This is a genomic window from Oceanimonas sp. CAM02, from assembly GCF_032842915.1.
Classification (GTDB): domain Bacteria; phylum Pseudomonadota; class Gammaproteobacteria; order Enterobacterales; family Aeromonadaceae; genus Oceanimonas; species Oceanimonas smirnovii.
Map to the genome: position 1 here is coordinate 354,143 of NZ_JAWJBK010000029.1, position 18,574 is coordinate 372,716.

Genomic DNA, 18,574 nt, shown 5'->3' on the forward strand with positions numbered 1-18,574 from the left:
TTTAAATGATTGTTAATTTTTGGTTTTAATTGCAGTGTTTGTTGCTTTCTTTACGTTGAAAAAGCTGTCGTGGTACAGCTCACATTTTGCACCGAAAGGTTTACGGATTAGTTTTTTTTAACAGCTGCGCTGTGTTATCCCAACACCGCATGAGTATAATCGAACGGCACTACCGGATTATCGCTCGCTGGCCGGGCCCGCAATATTAAGGAAGCGTCATGACTCAGCAAACAGTTTTGCATCCGCAGCACCTGGAAGCCGGTGCCAAAATGGTGGATTTTCACGGTTGGCATATGCCCATCAACTATGGCTCCCAGCTGGAGGAGCATCACGCCGTGCGTCAGGACGCCGGCATGTTCGATGTGTCGCACATGACCATTGTTGATGTGAAGGGTGCCGGGGCCAAGGCCTTTCTGCAGCGCCTGCTGGCCAACGACATTGCCCGTGTCACTCAGCCGGGCAAGGCCATCTACAGCGGCATGCTGAACGAGCAGGGCGGTGTGATTGACGATCTCATCACCTATTATTTTGCCGAAGACGATTACCGCATGATCGTCAACTCTGCTACCCGCGAAAAAGATCTGGCGTGGATGGCCAAACAATCCGCAGGGTTTGATGTGACCCTCACCGAACGCCCCGAGCTGGCCATGATCGCGGTACAGGGCCCCAACGCCAAGGCCAAAGCCGCTGCCGTATTTACTCCAGAGCAAAACGCTGCCGTGGAAGGCATGAAGCCCTTTTTTGGCGTGCAGTCAGGCGATTTGTTTATCGCCACCACCGGCTACACCGGTGAAGACGGCTATGAAATTGTGGTGCCAGCCGAGCAGGCGGCCGCCCTGTGGAATGCCCTGAAAGACGCCGGTGTGCGCCCTTGCGGCCTGGGTGCCCGTGACACCCTGCGCCTGGAAGCGGGCATGAACCTCTATAGCCAGGACATGGATGAAGACACCTCGCCGCTGGCCGCCAACATGGCCTGGACCATTGCCTGGGAGCCGGCAAATCGTGACTTTATCGGCCGTACCGCCCTTGAAGCCCAGCGCGCAGCGGGGACTCAACCCAAGCAGGTAGGACTGGTGATGAAGGCGAAAGGTGTGCTTCGCGCCGGTACCCCGGTACGTTTTACCGATGCCGATGGCAATGAGCAGCAGGGAGTGATCACATCCGGTACCTTCTCGCCTACACTGGGCTTCAGCATTGCCCTGGCGCGGGTTCCGCGCTCCATTGGCGACAATGCCGAAGTGGAACTGCGCAAAAAATGGATGCCGGTGTCCGTGGTAAAACCGACTTTTGTACGTTTCGGCAAAGCGGTCGCCGAGTTTTAAGAACCAAGAGGAACAACAAAATGAGCAATATCCCCAGTGAACTGAAATATGCCCGTACTCACGAATGGGTCCGGATTGAAGAAAACGGTGAAGTGGTGATCGGTATTACCGAACATGCGCAGGATCTGTTGGGTGATATGGTGTTTGTTGAGCTGCCCGAAACCGGTCGCACCGTAGATGCTAACGAAGAGTGCTGTGTGGCCGAGTCGGTCAAGGCCGCTTCAGACATCTATGCCCCGGTCAGTGGTGAAATCATTGCGGTAAACGACGATCTGGAAGACAGCCCCGAGCTGGTGAACTCAGACCCTTACGGTGATGGCTGGCTGTTCCGCATCAAGCTGACCGATGAATCCGAACTGGATGAGTTGCTTGATGCCGAAGGCTATGAAAACAGCATCGACGAAGACTAAGTTCACCTGTGCCCCCTGCGGGGGGCATTGCCGTTGACGTGCCATTCCACCGCCAGACTTTAGCCGGCCAGTACCCCCCATTTGCCGGTCGTCTGTTCACCCTCGGGCCAGCCCCGAAGAAGGAAGTAAGAAAAATGACCCAGTCTTTGTTTGAACTTGAGCAGAATAACGCCTTTACCGGCCGTCATATCGGACCTTCCGAGCAGGAAGTGGCTGCCATGCTGGCAGCAGTCGGGGCCGAGAGCCTGGACGACCTGATTAAACAGACGGTACCGGCGAGCATTCTTAATGACCAGCCCCTTGGCATTGGCGCTCCGCGCACTGAGCAGGAAGCCCTTCGCTACCTGAAGTCGCTGGCCAGCCAGAACAAGGTGTGCAAGAGCTATATCGGCATGGGCTATCACGATACCCATGTGCCCCTGGTGATTCAGCGTAATGTGCTGGAAAACCCGGGCTGGTATACCGCCTATACCCCGTATCAGCCGGAGATCGCTCAGGGTCGTCTAGAAGCCCTGCTCAACTTTCAGCAAATGACCCAGGATCTGACCGGTCTGCCCCTGGCCAGCGCCTCGCTGCTGGATGAGGCTACCGCTGCTGCCGAGGCCATGGCCCTGGCCCGCCGCGTCAGCAAGAACAAAAAAGCCAATATTTTCTTTATTGCCGACGACGTGCACCCCCAGACCATCGACGTGGTGCGTGAGCGCGCCGAGCACTACGGCTTTGATATCAAGGTGGCTCCCGCCGAAGCAGTGGTGGAGCACGACGTCTTTGGTGCTCTGTTCCAGTATCCGTCCACCACCGGTCAAATTCGTGATCTCAAGGATTTGATTGCTCAGGTTCAAAGTGGCAAGGGCATTGCCTGTGTGGCCGCCGATATTCTTTCTCTGGTGCTGCTCAAGGCCCCGGGCGAGCTGGGCGCCGACGTGGTACTGGGCAACGCCCAGCGCTTTGGTGTGCCCATGGGCTACGGTGGCCCCCACGCTGCTTTCTTTGCTACCCGCGATGAGCATAAACGCTCCCTGCCGGGCCGCATTATTGGTGTGTCCAAAGACACCCGTGGCAAGCCGGCCCTGCGCATGGCCATGCAGACCCGCGAGCAACACATTCGCCGTGAAAAAGCCAACTCCAACATCTGTACCGCCCAGGTGCTGCTGGCCAACATGTCCAGCTTCTATGCCGTGTATCACGGCCCGGAAGGCCTGAAGCGCATTGCCGACCGGGTTCACCGCCTGACCGACATTCTGGCCCTGGGCCTCAAGAGCAAGGGTATGGCACTCAAGCACGACACCTGGTTCGACACCCTCACCATTGAGACCGCCGACAAGGACGCCATTATCGCCCGCGCCCTGGCCAAAGGTGCCAACCTGCGCACCGATCTGGCCGGTGCCCTTGGGGTATCCTTGTCCGAAACCACCACCCGGGGTGACGTGGCCGAGCTGTTCGACATCTTCCTCGGTGACGGCCATGGCCTGACCGTGGACGCGCTGGATGCCAAGGCTGCCGCCGGTATCGATTCCATTCCCGCCAGCCTGCTGCGCGACAGCGCCATCCTCAGCCACGAGGTGTTCAACAGCTATCACTCGGAAACCGAGATGCTGCGCTACATCCACAAGCTGGAGATGAAGGATCTGGCCCTGAACTACGGCATGATTTCGCTGGGCTCCTGCACCATGAAGCTGAACGCCACCGCTGAAATGGTGCCGGTGAGCTGGCCCGAGTTTGCGCAAATTCACCCCTTTGCGCCGCTGGATCAGACTCAGGGCTATCAGGCCATGATTGGCGAGCTGGAAAACTGGCTGGTCAAGGTCACCGGTTACGACGCCGTGTGCATGCAGCCCAATTCCGGTGCGCAGGGGGAATACGCCGGTCTGCTGGCCATTAAAAAGTACCATGAGTCCCGCGGCGACGGTCATCGCGACATCTGTCTGATCCCAAGCTCCGCTCACGGCACCAACCCGGCCTCGGCCCAGATGGCCAACATGAAGGTGGTGGTAGTGGCCTGCGACAAGCAGGGCAACATCGACATGGACGATCTCAAGGCCAAGGCCGAGGAAGCGGGTGAGAACCTGTCCTGCATCATGGTGACTTATCCGTCCACCCATGGCGTGTATGAAGAGAACATTCGTGAAGTATGCGAAATCGTGCACAGCGTTGGCGGTCAGGTTTATATGGATGGTGCCAACATGAACGCTCAGGTGGGCATTACCTCACCGGGCTTTATCGGCTCCGACGTGTCGCACCTTAACCTGCACAAGACCTTTGCCATTCCTCATGGCGGCGGCGGTCCGGGCATGGGGCCCATTGGCGTAAAAGCGCACCTGGCACCTTTTGTGGCCGGCCACAGTGTGGTGAAAACCGACAAGGAAAGCCGTAACAACGGCGCCGTGTCGGCCGCTCCGTTCGGCTCAGCCAGCATTCTGCCGATCAGCTGGATGTACATTGCCATGCTGGGCGACGAAGGCCTCAAGCGCTCCACCCAGCTGGCCATTCTCAACGCCAACTACCTGATGCGCAGCCTGGCCGAGGATTACCCCATCCTCTACACCGGCCGTAACGACCGGGTAGCCCATGAGTGCATTGTGGACATTCGCCCGCTGAAAGAGTCCAGCGGCATCAGCGAAATGGACGTGGCCAAGCGCCTGAACGACTTTGGCTTCCATGCGCCGACCATGAGCTTTCCGGTAGCGGGTACCCTGATGATTGAACCCACAGAGTCCGAGTCCAAGGCCGAGATCGACCGCTTTATTCACGCCATGAAGCAAATTCGTGCCGAAATGCGCAAGGTGGAAAGCGGCGAGTGGACTCTGGAGGACAATCCCCTGGTACACGCCCCGCACACTCAGGACGACATCATGGATGCCGAGTGGAACCGTGCCTACAGCCGCGAGCTGGCGGTGTTCCCGTCGAGCGAGGTACGCCGCAGCAAGTTCTGGCCTACCGTCAACCGCATCGACGATGTTTACGGTGACCGCAACCTGTTCTGCAGCTGCCTGCCCACCGAAGCCTACGGCGAGTAACGTAAAAGCCCTGCTGAAAAGCGGGGCTTTTTTGTGGTGCCATTCAGCCCCATGCAAATTGTCAGAAATCGACAATACTTAGACTATTCACCAACTTGTTTGGCCTTTCACCATCAAAGGAGGTTTGCTATGCCATTGCCAGACTGGATTGTGGTTGCCGATGCCGCCAAGGCGGTTGTATACAAGCAGGACTGGGTAGAAAACACAGGAGAAGAAGTGCTGGATCTTGCTCACCCGGAAGCAAGGCTGAAGGCCAGTGATCTGACAACGGATGTTTCAGCCATGCCCGAGAGAACCGAGCCCGGCCACACTGAAAATCAGCGCTTTGCCCGCGATATCATGGCAAGAGTGCGTCATGCCCTGGATCATAATGAAATTGGCGGTTTTTATATGGCGGCCCCGCCCCAGTTTCTTGGCCTGCTGCGTGAGGCCATGGATGACAGGCTGCGCAAGGCACTGCAAAAGGATCTGGATAAAAACCTCAGTGGCGCATCTCACAGCGAGGTGCTGGCAGCCTTTAAAAATGGCAAATAAGCCCGCTGAGTAAATGAAAACCAGCAGCCGCAGTTTATCACTGCGGCTTTTTACTATTGCTTGTTCAGACTCAGCACAAAGTTCACCGGCACGGCGCGGGTAATGGAAGGCAGCCCCGCCAATTCCTGCAGTTTGTCGATGCCTGCTGTCAGGGCAAAGTCCTGCTGATGCACTATGACCGGATCCCAGCTGGATACCAGCAAATCGCCATTGCTTTTGCGACTGACCAATACAGTAACCGGCATGACTTTGTCCTGGCCGTGCAGGCTGAGGGTGGCGCTGGTTTCAACCAGGCTGTCGTTGCTGCTGTTAATGGTATCCAGGTGTTCAGACAAGTCGGCGCTTAACCTCAGCTCGGGATAGGTTCCGGTTTCAAACAAAAACTCACCCAAACGCTCATTACGAATGGGAATACCGGTTTCCACACTGGCCAGATCTATGCTCAGCGTAAACTGGCCATCGTCGGTCAGATTGCCGGATACTCGCTGAAAATGGTTGGGCTCACCCACACTTTCATTTTTAATCGTGACAAAGCTGACCCGGCTGAGCTCGTTGTTCAGCTGCCAGTCGGCCAGCGCCGAGGTGCTGGCAACGCAGAGTGAGGTGAGTAACAGTTTCTTTATCATGGCGTTCTCCTTTATTCATGAATAAAACGAGTATAGAGCAGCAGTCTGCGTGATAAATACGACAGTTCCGTTCGCAACTGTTTATTTAATGCATAGGATCACTGGCCAATGACCATGCAAGGGAATAAGGTAGTAAAGCAAGTGTTGAGTTTTATTCTTATTAAATGAAACAAGGAGGCACTATGGCCGCTAAATATGAAGCTGAACGCGCAGCCCTGATGAAGGATGTAAAACAACTGCTGAAAGACGCAGAGGCCCTTTATCATGCTGCTGCTGATGACGGCACTAAAGAAGGCAAGGCGTTAAAAGAAAAACTGAAATCCCAGCTCGACAAGGCTCAGCAGCAATACTCCGAGATGGAAGACTCGGTGATTGAGCGTACTCGCCAGGCTGCCAGCCAGACCAACGATCTGGTGCACAGCAAACCTTATCATGCCATGGGGGTGGCGGCGGTAGTGGGTCTGCTGCTGGGTGCCCTGCTGTGCCGGGGCCGTTAATTCCATGAGCGGCAAACCACCCCTGAGAGACGTGCTCGATACCATTATTGAACTCTTGTTTGTGCGCTTCAGGCTGGCGCGCATTGAATTCATTGCCCAGAAAGAACGTATGGTGCGCCTGGGTGTGCTGGCGCTGGCCATGGTGGCGCTGTTCTTTATGGCCTTTATCAGCCTGTTGTTTGGCCTGAATGAAGTGCTGTCGCCGGTGGCCAGAATATGGGTGTTCTTCGGGCTGGGGGTGGTCTTGCTGGTGTTAATGGCAGTGGCGTGTGTGGCCATGGTACGCAACCTGGCCGGACAACGCCGCTTTCTGGAGCAGACCCTGAAAGATGTGCAGGAAGACGTGGCCTATCTGCGTGGCCGGCGCGATATGGACGACTGGTCCAACAAAGGCTGAGGAGAACAAATGCACAGAAACCTGCAGGAAGAGCAGCAGATGCTGCAACTCAAGGCCGAAGCACTGCGGCTGAAACTGTTAACCCAGCAGGCCCAGCGCCGTCAGCACAGCCAGGTAGACTGGCTGGCACTGGCCGATCAGGTGCCTAAAGTAAGCCTGGCCTGGCGACTGGCCAGCAGCCCGAAGCGCTTGCGCAACAAGTTGCTGCTGGGAGCGGGATTACTGGCGCTGGTGTGGTGGCGGCTTTAACTGTGATAGTCACCAATGTCCGGCCGGCGGCTGGGGCCGCGCAGGGCAATGTCTACCGGATGAAATGCCTTAATGGCCTCAAAGCAGAAATCACCCACCGCTCTGTGCAGTGACTGGGGATCGTGGTTACTGATAATAATGATGCTTTTTGACAGGTTGCGCCGGCGACGCAGCAGGTGCCCAAGAAAACTGGACTGGCTTTCTGCCAGCCGGCTGCGGTTGGCAGCTACTTCATCCAGCACCAGCAAGTCTACTTCTTCCAGGGCGCGGCGATACTGATTGCGGCTGTCCTGATCTTCTATTACGCCAAAAAACAGCCGGTCTACCACTGACGCCCACTGCTGAAAGATCACTGACTTCTGGTGCTTGTGGATCAGCTCATGGGCAATGGCACCGGCCAGGGTGGATTTGCCAGTACCAAAATCGCCATACAGCAAAATACCGGTCCCCCCTTTTTGCTCCCAGTGATCAAACGCATTAATAAAATGGTGGGCGGTTTCAATATGATGAGCCAGCGCCGGATCATTGACGTCCATCTTGTCAAAGGTCCAGTCGGCGTTTAAGTCCGCCTGGGCCAGCAGTTTTTCGGTGCGATGTATTTTGGCTTCCTGCTGCAGCTGCTTTACATCGGCATTAGCCTGTTGCTCATACTGACGGCGTAGCGTTTCGTAGTCGTAGCGGGGCAGTTTGCCGCCGGCCCGCAATTGCTGCAGTTGCTGCAACACATGCTGTACATCACCTTTGGCGGCGGCCGGGCTGGTATCTTTTTGCGGGCGCTGCTGCTGACGACGACGGCGGGCAATATCAGCCATGTCGGCGGCAATTTCTTCAGGTGTTTTCTTCATCATGGCTCTCCTGTTGCTTGTCGCGCAGGCGGCGCGCCTCTTCCATCATTTCCTGTGCCCGTTTGCTGGGGCTGCCATCAGCTTTGGCCGGCGCCGCCGCTTGCTGATAACCGGTTACCGGCGCCGTTGGATCGCGGCGCAGGGCACGGCGATTTTTCAGCTGGCGCACAAAACGCAGCATCCACTGATGCTGATTTTCAAATACTTCCGGCCGGCCCAGCCAGTAGGCAATGAACTCGCCCAATTCGGTTTCATCAAAATGGCTGTCGAGCAGACCACACAAGCGGGCCAGGCTGTCCAGCTGTTCATCGGGCCGCCATTCGGGATACATGGCAAACTGACGGGCAGGCAGGGGAGCCAGCCCTTGCAGATTTTTTAATGCCAGCCTAAAGCGGGCACCATGATAATTCTGCGGATGAGTGCGCTCCGTCAGACTCAGCAGTCCGGCTTGCTGCAGCTCGTCTATCAGGGCGGTCAGTTCAGCGGGAGTAACCCGGTAGCGGTAGTCACCTTTTCCCTGCACAGCCAGTGCTCGGCCCAGCTCAGGGTAATCCAGCGGTTGGGTCAAGTCGGCTCTGGCCTGATATCTGAGATACAACAGATAAAGGCTGCGGGCGGGGTGCGACAGTTTTGAAGAGGTCAGCGCCTGATATTCTGCGGGAGTCATGGTGCCTGAATGCTGAAATGGTGTGGGCATTATCCAATAAAGTGCCGGCAGAATACAGCCATGCCCTGCTGCCGGGTGAAAATCAGCTAGGCTCAATTTAAGTATGACTATCCTGCGGAACCATCCATGTATATTAGACACTCAAACATTTTGCTGATAGATGACGACAGCTTGTTCCGCCGGCAATTACTGGCATGGCTGGAGTTGTGGGGGGCTCAGGTGCAGGAAACTGACAGTGCTGACGAAGCCTTGCTGCTGGCAGAGAAAAAACCGCCTGATCTGGTGCTGGGTAACCTGATGATGCAAACCTCGCGGTCTGTTGCTGTGCTGAGCGTTTTTCGCCGGCAGTTTCCCGCTTTGCCTTTTGTGGTGACATCCAGTGCCAGCAATATGGCCGAGGTGGCAGCGGCATTGCGTGCCGGTGCGGTGGATTATCTGATAAAGCCCGTTACCGACTGGAGTGGGCTTAAACACCGGCTGGCAGCCAGTTTGCTGCCTTCCGGTTATCGCACTCAGCAGGAGCTGGCGGAGTTTCACTCCCACCTGGCTTTTTTCCGGCGTCAGGACATGGCCGCCTCTCGTCTGTTGCGGGATCTGGTCATGTCAGGAGACAGGCAGCTGGGCAGCTGGCGGCTTAGTCTGAAACACAGCACCCCCTGGGTGCTGACCCAGTCGGTGCGACTTGAGCAGGATTTGCTGTTAATGGTGGCCGAGTTTGATCCGCTGCACCCGGATACCCCCATGTTGATGGTGCTGGTAGCGTTTTTGCTGAATGAGCCATTGCGGCGCTTCAGGCAAGGACAAGACAGTCTGTTGAACCATCCTGCGCGTACTCTCGAATATATCAATCAGCAGCTCTATGAAGCCGGGCTTAACGCCAGAGTAAGCCTGATGTTGCTGCGGCTGAACGCTGATAACAACACGGTGGAGGTGGCCAATGGTGGCATGACGGGATGCGACTGGCTATGCAGCTGTAATGCCGGGCCTCTGGGGCAAGCCCTGTTCAGAGCCAGCCCCAGGCGGCAACCCTGTCGTTTTCCATTACAGCTGCAGCTTTGCGGCAGCCATGGCGGGCGCATTGAACTGACCGCCAGCCGCGAAGCATGATCAGGGCTTTAGTTGTTTCAGGTAGCGGCTAAAGTCATTACCCAGCTCACTGTGGCGCAGGCCATATTCCACGTTGGCCATCAAATAACCCAGCTTGCTGCCGCAGTCGTGGCTTTTGCCGGTAATATGGTGCGCATCTACCGGCTCCCGCTCCATCAGCATGGCAATGGTATCGGTCAGCTGAACCTCATCGCCTTTGCCCAGCGGGGTTTTTTGCAGCAGTGGCCAGATGCTGGCGGGCAGCACATAGCGGCCCACCACCGATAAATTGGACGGCGCTTCATTCCGGGCCGGCTTTTCCACCATGGCAGTAATGGGAGCAGACTCGCCCTGAGCCAGACTGTTGTCACCCAGATCTACTATGCCAAACTGATCTACCAGCTCCTGTGCCACCGGCTCTACCAGGATCTGGCTGTGGCCGGTTTCGGCAAAGGCGCTGATCATGGCGGCCAGGTTGTCTTTGCCCAGGTCACAGGCAGCGTCGTCAATCAGCACATCGGGCAGCAAAATGGCAAAGGGGGCATCGCCTACCAGTGGTCTGGCGCATAAAATCGCGTGTCCCAGACCGCGGGCTTCACCCTGACGCACATGCATAATGGTGACATCGGGCGGACAGATTTTCTGAACTTCATTCAGCAGCTGGCGCTTGACCCGCTTCTCCAGCGTCGCCTCCAGTTCAAAACTGGTATCAAAGTGGTTTTCAATGGAGTTTTTACTGGCATGAGTGACCAGTACAATTTCCTTGATGCCAGCCTGCACGGCCTCATTCACCACATATTGAATGAGGGGCTTGTCGACCACAGGCAGCATTTCCTTGGGAATGGCCTTGGTGGCGGGCAGCATGCGGGTGCCAAGGCCGGCAACGGGGATCACGGCTTTACGAATGGAGGCTTGGTATGACATTGAAAAAACCAGTGGCTTGAAAAGTGCCTTATCATAACCAAAGCTGCCCCGAACGACCATGGGCCAAACGGGGCAGAGGATTATACCGAGTGCTCATTAATTGCTTAGCAGGTGACGGTTTTTCTCCACCGTAGCTTCACCAATACCCCTTACCTGCACCAGATCGTCAACGGATTCAAAAGGGCCGTTTTCGTTCCGGTACTGCACAATGGCATCTGCCTTTGCCGGCCCGACACCAGACAGCTGTGCCAGCTGGTCGGCATTGGCAGTATTGATGTTAATGCTGGTAACCACTGCACTTTGTGCTTCTGCGTTTTCCTCGTTGGCAAACGCCGGTGCACCGGTGGCTATCAGCAATGACAGCAAAACAGGGGTAAGCAGTTTTTTCATGCCGTGTCTCCTTCTTTACATTGATATTCAGATAACTCCCGCACTGCAGGGGCATCTAAAGGGTTGGCCAGGAGACCGGTTAAAGCAAATTTTTGATTAAAAATTAATCAGGGAAGCACTTTCTTGAAGGGCTTGACGATGACCTGGGCATAGACACCAGCGGCCACATAAGGGTCGGCATCGGCCCAGGTTTGTGCTGCTTCCAGCGAATCAAACTCGGCAATCACGGTGCTGCCGGTAAAGCCGGCATCGGCCGGATCGTCGGCGTCGATGGCGGGATTGGGGCCGGCTACCAGCAGGCGACCTTCGTCGGCCAGTGCCTGCAGGCGGGCCAGGTGAGCGGGGCGGGCTTCCTTGCGCAGGGGCAGGCTGTTGGCGTTATCTTCACTAAAAATTACATACCACATTTTGTTTTTCCTTAATCGGTATTATTTGGTGGATTGTGCCGGTTGCTGGCGATAAAGATAAAGTACGGTGGCCAGAGTAAACAGCAGGGTCAGGCCAAGCAGGCCAAACACCTTGAAATTCACCCACCAGGCTTCGGGCAGACTGAACGCCACATACACATTGAGCGCACCACAAAAGGCAAAAAAGCTGGCCCAGGCGAGATTTGCCTTGTCCCAGACGGCATCGGGCAGCGTCAGCTCCTTGCCCAGCATCTGCTGAATAAGATTTTTACCAAAGCCGTAGCGGCTGACAAGCAGCCCCAGCGCAAACAGGCCGTTGACGGCGGTGACTTTCCATTTGATAAAGGCGTCGTCCTGAAAAAACAGCGTCATGCCGCCAAAGCCCAGTACCAGTACCAGGGTGACCAGGTGCATTTTTTCCAGGGTTTTGTGCCGCAGCCACTGTACCAGCATCTGCACACAGGTCGCTGCCATCAACGCACCGGTGGCGGCGTAAATGTCCACGGTCTTGTACACAACGAAAAAGATGATCAGCGGAATAAACTCGGCAAACTGCTTCATGGGTAATATCCGAATAGTTTAGATAACGGCAGTTTACTCATTACCAGAGTGGCTGGCAAAGCCACTCTGGTCGCCAGCCTTATTGATGGCGACGATCTATTTCCTTGCGCCAGCGGCTTTCCAGGCTTTCAGGGTGGGTCGGGCCGTAGCAGGCCTGGGGCTGGCCGCTGTACCAGGCCCACAGCTGGTTGCCAAAGTCGTAATGCCACCACTCGCTGGGCAGATTGGTAAATCCGGCACCGGTCATGGCCTGGTAAAGCAACCGGCGGTTGGCTATGACCTTTTGCTCATGGGCGGTGGGCGTGTCCAGTTGCTCAAAGGCGGCGGTGTGTGACCAGGAGGTGGCTTCGTCAAATTGCGTGCCCATATCCAGCATCAGCCCATGTTCATCGACCAGCGTGACATCGACCGAGCCTCCGGTCAGGTGGGGGCTGGGGGCACTGGGGTCGGTGCTGGGCAACGACACAAATTCCCGGGTCAGTTGCTCCAGTTCCGCCGCCGGTTTGTCGGGCCAGTGGTTTTCTATGGCGTTATACAGGGTGTCGTACAGATATTGCTGCACCGAGTAAGGCCGCCAGCTGTCCAGTACCAGCAGTGTCAGCCCTTCAGGCAGGCTGCGGGATGCCGTCAGCAGACGTTGGTATACTCCCCGTCGCATATGGCATTCAGGCACGGCATTGGGAATACCCAGCTTGTAATAGGCCGGATAGCAATGCAGGCCGGTTGAAGCCAGGCTGGCGGGTACCAGAGCCTCATTGTTTTCGTTGATGGGAAGCGCCGAGACGCGCTTCCAGTCGGGATCATTCAGCAGAGGGATAGGCTTGTTCATGCTTGTCCTCCGAACAGACCGGGCAACCACAGAACCAGCCCGGGAAACAGGATCAGCAGTATCAGTACCAGCAGCGCAATGGCAACAAAGGGCCAGATGGTTTTGAACAGCTCGGTAATCTCAAGCCGGCTGACAGCCGCAGCGACGAAAACGCAAGCCCCCATGGGTGGTGTGATCAGGGCAATGGTGATGTTCAGAGTAATAATAATCCCCAGGTGCACCGGATCCACCCCTGCGGCCATGGCAACAGGCATGAAAATAGGCGTCAGCAACATCAGCGCGGACACTTCTTCCATAAACATGCCGGTGACAAAAGTGATCAGGCTGAGCAGCAGTAATACCAGTATCGGTTGTTCAATAATCGGATCAAACAGTGTGATAAAGGCCTTTGGCACCTGAGCGTATGACAGCAGCCAGCTGACGACTGCAGACGCAGCCATGATCAGAAAAACGGCGCTGGTCAGACGTGCAGTTTCTACCAGTGCGCTCCACAGTCGTTGCCAGCTCAGCTGTTTGTTGCACAGGCCGATAACCGCCACATAGGCGACCGTCAGAGCGCCTGACTCGGTGGGAGTAACCACCCCGAAGACAATACCACCAACAATGATAAAGGGAGCCAGCAGTGCCGGCATAGCACCCCATAACGCCTGCAGGAACAGCCCCATGGTAGGACGCTGGCCAGATACCGGCAATTGCGCTTTACGGGCATACAGCCAGTTCATCACCATAAACACCAGGCCCAGCAGCAAACCGGGAATCACGCCGGCCAGGAACAGGTCTCCCACCGAGGTATTGGTGAGTGAGGCATAAAGGATCATGAAAATGCTGGGGGGAATGATGGGGCCGATAAGCGAGCTGCCCGCGGTCAGACCGGCCGCATAGGAAGGGGAGTAGCCTTCCTTTTTCATGGCCGGCACCAGCAAGGAGCCCAGCGCCGAGGTATCGGCCACGGCGGAGCCATTCACACCGGCAAAGAACACACTGGACACCACATTGACATAGCCGAGACCACCGCGCAGATGTCCTACCAGGACCCGGGCAAGGGTCATCAGCTGTTGTGTCAGGCCCGCACTGTTCATCAGGTTGCCAGCCAGAATAAACAGCGGAATGGCCATCAGGGAAAAAACGTTGATGCCGCCAAAAAACTGCTGCGGCACGATACGTCCCAGCATGGACGGATCGATAAACATGAAACCGATCACTGCGGTGACCAGCAGGGCAATGAACAGTGGCAGTCCCAATAAAACATGCACAATGAAAGAGGCAAACATGGCCAGAGTCATGAACGGGCTTCCTTGCAGCCAAAGGGGCCGCGTAACAGATTAAACACAAACAGCAGGCCAAAGCCCAGGGGCAGGCTGAGCACAGGCCAGGTACGGCTGATACCCAGTCCCATGGTGGTAAAGCGGCTGACCGAGAAGGCGTAATGCCAGGAATACCAGCAAAATCCGGCGCTGATGATCAGGATCAACAGCCATTGATACAGCTTGAGGATACGGGACAGGGTGGCAGGCAGGCGCTGCTCCAGCAGGCCAATCCGCATGTGTTCATTGCGTACCAGCAGCACACCGGCCATCAGCAAGGCACAGGCGATGATCAGAAAACGTGACAGCTCGTCCATCCAGATGGGCGAACGGCCCAGTAAATAACGGGCGGCCACACCATAAAGCAATACCAGCAGGTTGGTCAGGATCAGGGTACCGACCACCGCTTCAACCAGCCGGCTCATCAGGGTTATCAGTCTTTGTCTCATGGCGAAAAAGGGCGGCCGTCAGGCCGCCTGAAAGGTAGGATGATGAAGAAAAAATCAGAGCTTGCCGGCGTCTTCCAGAGCAAGGTCTACCCATTTCTGCTCAATATTTTGTTCCTTGAGCCAGCTAATGTAGGAAGGCTTGGCCTTTTCCTGGAACTGCGTCAGTTCTGCTGCTGTTGGGCGGTACACTTCCATGCCCTTATCGGCCAGGAACTGAACGCGCTCTTCTACTTTAGACTCGACTGACTCGCGGTTGAGCTGGTTAGCTTCCGCTACGGCTTCTTCCAGTGCCTGGCGCTGAGCCTCGGGCAGCGACTCAAGCAGCTCGCCATTGGCGACCAGGAACTGGTCGGAATACTGAATATTGGCCAGGGTCAGGTGTTGCTGCACTTCGTGCAAGCTGCCAAGAATGATGTACATGGGAGGGTTCATCTGACCATCGGCCACACCGGTTTTCAGTGCCATGTAGACTTCGGTCCAGGGAATGGGGGTACCGGAAGCACCAAAGGCGTCATACAGGGCTACTTGGCTTTTATCCATGGCACGGAAGCGCAGACCGTTAAAGTCATCCGGTGACTTGATCGGGCGCTTGTTGTTGGTAAATGCGAGGAAACCACCCTCTTCTACCACTGCCAGCAGGTGAGTTCCGGTGCGGGCGGTAAACTCCTGCTGGGAAGCCTTCCAGTATTCGCCTTCGTCAAAAAAGCGGCGGGCATGCTCAAAGTCGCGGAACAGAAAGGGAATCGAGCTGGCATAAATTTCCGGGAATACAGGAGAAATGCCGGCAAAAGAGGCAATGTTCAGGCCGGGAGCAGCCATCACTTGTTCCATCCGTTGCACTTCTTCCCCCAGCATGCTGTTGGGATACAGGGTGAGTTCCAGTTCACCGTCGGTTTTTTCTTCCACCAGTCGTTTCAGGTTGCTGGCAAACAGGTGAACCGCATTTTTTTCTGCATCCGGGGCGCCATTGTAAGACAGATCGATGGTAGTGGCAGCCTGAGCTGCACTGGCCATCATCAGGCTGCCGGCACCCAGAAGGGTGACCATGGCCTTGCGCAGGGGAGAGAGAGTAAAGGATACGTCCATTGAATGATCTCCATATCGTGATACAGGTTGGTGTACAGATTCAGGTTAGGTGTTGAGATGTTGACTTTTCAATAGTGAAAGTGTTGATATTTAGACAACACTAACAGCGGTGGTGGTTATTTGATCTGGCTGAAGAACAGCATTCCCTCGCTCAGATGCCGGAGCAGGTGTTCGCCAGCCACTGTCAGCTCGCGGCCTTTGTGGCTGACGATATGGGCTTTGGCTTCTGCCAGCACCGGGTGTGGTGCCGGTAAACAGACAATTTTCCCTGCCAGCACTTCCTCATGCACGGTGAGCCTGGGCATGAATGTCAGCCCCATACCTGACAGAACAAAGTTTTTGAGCACGGACACCGAGTTGGTTTTTAGCTGGGGTTTGAAACGGATGTGCTCCAGTTGTTCAACCAGCATGGGCAGTTGCCCCATGCCAAACTGTTGATCTATCAGCGCCAGCGGATAGTTCAGGATGTCGTGAATGTCGGGCCGCCCCTTACGTGTAATCGGATGTCCTGGTGGGGTGATCAGGTCCAGTGGACGGTTTCGGGTTACGTGAGAGACGAGCTCGGGATCCGGCTGAGGTGCGTAGACCACCGCCAGATCAACAACATCTTCTTTTACCAGTCTGACGGCTTCATTGGCCCCGGCCATTTCCACCGAAATAGCGATATCCGGGTAATGCTGCATAAAGCTTTGCAGCGGTGCCGAGATAAGATCCGCAATAAAGCCTTCTCCCACCGCCAGGGTGACCTGACCACGACGCAGATCCTGTAATGCTTCGATCCGGGACAGGGTCGCGTCTTCACTCGCTTTTTGCTGACGATACAGGGAGATCAACTCTTCGCCGACCTCGGTTGGCATAAAGCCTTGGCCGCTTCGATAGCCTATCGGCAGGCCTATTTCCTCTTCCAGCTGATGCAGTTGCCGGCTGATGGCCGAGACGTCAATGTTCAGTCTGGCGGCGGCCTTGCGCAGCGAGCCCTGACTGGCGACTTCATTGAGATAGCGAAGTGCCCGCGGGTTGAGTTTCCACATGAAAAACGATCCTTGATCAGGCCCGCACGGGGGCGGAATTGAATGAGCGGCGGTCCAGTATAATTTTGGCGACCATGGCCAGCAGCACAATGGCTCCGCCCAGCAAGCCCAGGTTGCCTGGCCGCTCGCTTAAGAACAACCACACCAGCAGGGTGCCGAGCACGGTTTCCAGCAGCATCAGCAGGCTCACTTCCGCCGAGGGCAGATAGAGCGGCCCGCGTTGTATCAGCGTAAAGCCAATGGGCAGTAATATCAGGCACAGTAATATCAGCCAGCCCATGTCAACGGCTCCGGGCAGCATGACCCGGCCGCTCCAGGCAAAGGTCAGTAAAAAGGTGAACAGGCCGCTTAGCGCCAGCATGGGACTCATGTCTGTGCCGGGTTTGCTGCGGGCCAGGGTCAGGTTGCCGGCCAGCCCGACGGCAGCCATCAGTGCCAGCAGGTTGCCGGTGGTGGAGCCGGATCCGGCATCGTCCAGCACAATCAGACTGATGCCAAACAGGCAGGCGATAATGGCCAGCCAGGTGTGCAGCGGCAGTCGTTCACCTAAAAATACCCGGCTCAGCAGGGCAGCAATCAGCGGTGAGCTGGCCAGGATCACCAGCACATTGCCGGCCTTGGTAAAATGATTGCCCAGCACAAAGCCCAGGGTACTGAAGGTAAACAGCAAGGCGCAGCCCAGGCCGGTCTTGCCACAGGCCAGATAGGCGCGAAACCAGTGGCGGCGGTAGCGTGCCACTACAATCAGCCAGAAGCCGATGATATTCAGCAGCCCCCGCCACAACACCAGCTGCTCCGGCGGTATATCAATCAGCCGCAGCAGCAGGGCATCGGGAGAGATAATTAACACGCCAAGGGCGGTGAGCAAAAATCCTTTCTGTCGTGCGTCCATTGTTCACCAGTTTAACGGCAAAACCCAGAGGCTAACGCTACGGGGATTAAATGGCCAGTCTGGCAGTACTTTCCCGTGCAACCAGAGCTGGTGCCAAGGGTAGTACCCGTCTGGGCACCTCGGGATGATGAATGCGTTCCAGCAGTGTATCTACCGCCAGTGCACCAAGGGCAGCTTTGGGCTGCTCTATGCTGCTGAGCCGGGGTACCAGAAAGCCGGCCAGTTCAATATTGTCATAACCGATCACCGACATGTGTTCCGGCACCCTGATACCGGCATCGGCCAGCGCCCGCAGGGCACCGGCAGCCATCATGTCGTTGCAGGCAAAAATGGCGCTGGGGCGGTTGGCTTGCTGCAGAATACGTCCCATGGCCTGCTCACCGCCTTCCAGCTCAAAACCACCCTGCTGAACCCAGTCGGGGTTAACAGCCAGGCCGGCTGCGGCCATGGCGGCATAAAAGCCGGCCAGTCGTTCATCACTGGCACGCTGACCGGACGGGCCAGTGATGCAGCCAATGTGGCGATGGCCCAGTGCCAGCAAGTGTTCGGTAGCCAGCCGGCCGCCTTCGTGACCCGAGTCTTTGATTAAGTCGGCATTCAGTTGTGCCGGCCCCCAGTCTGCCATCACCATGGGCATGCCGGCGCGATGTTCAAAGGCGCTCTCATCCGGGCTTGCCTGAGTACACATCACTATTATGCCGTCTACCCGTTTTTGCTGCAGCATATCGAGGCCGGCCTGCAGGCGGCTGACATCACCGCCAGTGTTGCACAGCACCAGACTGTAGCCCAGCTCATAGCAGCGCTGCTCCACACCCTGTACCACTTCGGCGAAAAACGGGTTGGTGCTGGACGTGACCAGCATGCCCAGTGTGCGGGTATGATTGACTTTAAGACTGCGCGCCAGTGCCGAAGGCGTATAGTGCAGCTCATGAATGGCCTGCTGCACCCGCTGCGTGACTTCTGTACTGACAAAACGGGTTTTATTCAGCACGTGGCTGACAGTGGAAGTAGACACCTGTGCCCGTTTGGCCACGTCCTTGATGGTGGCCAT

The 18,574-nt window shown here is 56.3% G+C and carries 22 protein-coding genes; 8 read left to right on the top strand and 14 right to left on the bottom strand.

Annotation, left to right across the window (positions count from 1 at the left end):
- The first annotated feature begins 218 nt into the window (after positions 1-218).
- From gcvT to R0I78_RS10915, 4 genes are all read left to right on the top strand, one after another.
- Positions 219-1,322 (top strand): glycine cleavage system aminomethyltransferase GcvT, encoded by a 1,104-nt coding sequence (gcvT, locus tag R0I78_RS10900; protein WP_317075321.1) that lies wholly within the window; start codon positions 219-221, stop codon positions 1,320-1,322.
- A 20-nt stretch (positions 1,323-1,342) separates the two neighbouring features.
- The gene (gene gcvH, locus R0I78_RS10905; protein ID WP_317075322.1) at positions 1,343-1,732 is read left to right on the top strand and encodes a glycine cleavage system protein GcvH; all 390 of its coding nucleotides are present in this window, start codon (positions 1,343-1,345) and stop codon (positions 1,730-1,732) included.
- Between the two features lie 134 nt (positions 1,733-1,866).
- Complete coding sequence (gene gcvP / locus R0I78_RS10910) at positions 1,867-4,749, top strand: aminomethyl-transferring glycine dehydrogenase (protein ID WP_317075323.1); 2,883 nt, start codon at positions 1,867-1,869, stop codon at positions 4,747-4,749.
- A 129-nt stretch (positions 4,750-4,878) separates the two neighbouring features.
- A complete protein-coding gene (locus R0I78_RS10915; protein WP_019935582.1) occupies positions 4,879-5,283 on the top strand; it encodes a host attachment protein in 405 nt (134 codons plus the stop codon).
- Positions 5,284-5,336: 53 nt separating this feature from the next.
- Here R0I78_RS10915 and R0I78_RS10920 read toward each other — a convergent pair whose 3' ends face one another.
- Positions 5,337-5,909: a YceI family protein gene (locus tag R0I78_RS10920; RefSeq protein ID WP_019935583.1), complete on the bottom strand. Its 573-nt coding sequence runs from the start codon at positions 5,907-5,909 to the stop codon at positions 5,337-5,339.
- A gap of 182 nt (positions 5,910-6,091) precedes the next feature.
- Here R0I78_RS10920 and R0I78_RS10925 point away from each other — a divergent pair, with 182 nt between their 5' ends.
- Genes R0I78_RS10925 through R0I78_RS10935 form a run of 3 tightly spaced genes read left to right on the top strand, consistent with a single transcriptional unit; the run spans position 6,092 to position 7,052 of the window.
- Complete coding sequence (locus R0I78_RS10925) at positions 6,092-6,406, top strand: YqjD family protein (protein ID WP_317075324.1); 315 nt, start codon at positions 6,092-6,094, stop codon at positions 6,404-6,406.
- A gap of 4 nt (positions 6,407-6,410) precedes the next feature.
- Positions 6,411-6,803 carry a phage holin family protein gene (locus R0I78_RS10930; RefSeq protein WP_317075325.1) on the top strand — a complete coding sequence of 131 codons (393 nt, stop codon included), beginning with the start codon at positions 6,411-6,413 and terminating at the stop codon, positions 6,801-6,803.
- 9 nt (positions 6,804-6,812) lie between these two features.
- Complete coding sequence (locus R0I78_RS10935; protein WP_317075326.1) at positions 6,813-7,052, top strand: hypothetical protein; 240 nt, start codon at positions 6,813-6,815, stop codon at positions 7,050-7,052.
- Here the strand turns inward: R0I78_RS10935 and R0I78_RS10940 are convergent.
- Both R0I78_RS10940 and R0I78_RS10945 read right to left on the bottom strand, forming a co-directional pair.
- Complete coding sequence (locus R0I78_RS10940; RefSeq protein WP_317075369.1) at positions 7,049-7,897, bottom strand: DnaA ATPase domain-containing protein; 849 nt, start codon at positions 7,895-7,897, stop codon at positions 7,049-7,051. The genes R0I78_RS10935 and R0I78_RS10940 overlap by 4 nt on opposite strands.
- Positions 7,881-8,564, bottom strand: coding sequence for a DnaT-like ssDNA-binding domain-containing protein (locus tag R0I78_RS10945; RefSeq protein WP_019935588.1), 684 nt, complete (start codon positions 8,562-8,564; stop codon positions 7,881-7,883). The genes R0I78_RS10940 and R0I78_RS10945 overlap by 17 nt, the downstream gene beginning before the upstream one ends.
- A gap of 126 nt (positions 8,565-8,690) precedes the next feature.
- Between R0I78_RS10945 and R0I78_RS10950 the strand changes: the two genes are divergently transcribed.
- A complete protein-coding gene (locus R0I78_RS10950) occupies positions 8,691-9,671 on the top strand; it encodes a response regulator (protein ID WP_317075327.1) in 981 nt (326 codons plus the stop codon).
- Here the strand turns inward: R0I78_RS10950 and galU are convergent, their stop codons facing one another.
- The 11 genes from galU to R0I78_RS11005 form a co-directional block, all read right to left on the bottom strand.
- Positions 9,672-10,574 carry a UTP--glucose-1-phosphate uridylyltransferase GalU gene (gene galU, locus R0I78_RS10955; protein WP_317075328.1) on the bottom strand — a complete coding sequence of 301 codons (903 nt, stop codon included), beginning with the start codon at positions 10,572-10,574 and terminating at the stop codon, positions 9,672-9,674.
- A 96-nt stretch (positions 10,575-10,670) separates the two neighbouring features.
- Positions 10,671-10,964: a helix-hairpin-helix domain-containing protein gene (locus R0I78_RS10960; RefSeq protein WP_317075329.1), complete on the bottom strand. Its 294-nt coding sequence runs from the start codon at positions 10,962-10,964 to the stop codon at positions 10,671-10,673.
- Between the two features lie 107 nt (positions 10,965-11,071).
- Complete coding sequence (locus R0I78_RS10965; RefSeq protein WP_317075330.1) at positions 11,072-11,371, bottom strand: YciI family protein; 300 nt, start codon at positions 11,369-11,371, stop codon at positions 11,072-11,074.
- 21 nt (positions 11,372-11,392) lie between these two features.
- Positions 11,393-11,932, bottom strand: coding sequence for a septation protein A (locus R0I78_RS10970; RefSeq protein ID WP_317075331.1), 540 nt, complete (start codon positions 11,930-11,932; stop codon positions 11,393-11,395).
- Between the two features lie 79 nt (positions 11,933-12,011).
- On the bottom strand, positions 12,012-12,761 hold the full coding sequence (locus tag R0I78_RS10975; protein WP_317075332.1) for a M15 family metallopeptidase: 750 nt from the start codon (positions 12,759-12,761) through the stop codon (positions 12,012-12,014).
- Entirely contained in the window at positions 12,758-14,044 is a 1,287-nt protein-coding gene (locus tag R0I78_RS10980) for a TRAP transporter large permease (protein WP_317075333.1), read from the bottom strand. Before R0I78_RS10980 ends, R0I78_RS10975 begins: the two co-directional genes overlap by 4 nt.
- Positions 14,041-14,490, bottom strand: coding sequence for a TRAP transporter small permease (locus tag R0I78_RS10985; RefSeq protein WP_228211848.1), 450 nt, complete (start codon positions 14,488-14,490; stop codon positions 14,041-14,043). The genes R0I78_RS10980 and R0I78_RS10985 overlap by 4 nt, the downstream gene beginning before the upstream one ends.
- Before the next feature lie 78 nt (positions 14,491-14,568).
- A complete protein-coding gene (gene dctP / locus R0I78_RS10990; RefSeq protein ID WP_317075334.1) occupies positions 14,569-15,600 on the bottom strand; it encodes a TRAP transporter substrate-binding protein DctP in 1,032 nt (343 codons plus the stop codon).
- A gap of 116 nt (positions 15,601-15,716) precedes the next feature.
- Entirely contained in the window at positions 15,717-16,631 is a 915-nt protein-coding gene (locus R0I78_RS10995) for a LysR family transcriptional regulator (protein WP_317075335.1), read from the bottom strand.
- Between the two features lie 16 nt (positions 16,632-16,647).
- Positions 16,648-17,523: a DMT family transporter gene (locus R0I78_RS11000; protein ID WP_317075336.1), complete on the bottom strand. Its 876-nt coding sequence runs from the start codon at positions 17,521-17,523 to the stop codon at positions 16,648-16,650.
- Positions 17,524-17,569: 46 nt separating this feature from the next.
- Entirely contained in the window at positions 17,570-18,574 is a 1,005-nt protein-coding gene (locus tag R0I78_RS11005) for a substrate-binding domain-containing protein (RefSeq protein ID WP_317075337.1), read from the bottom strand.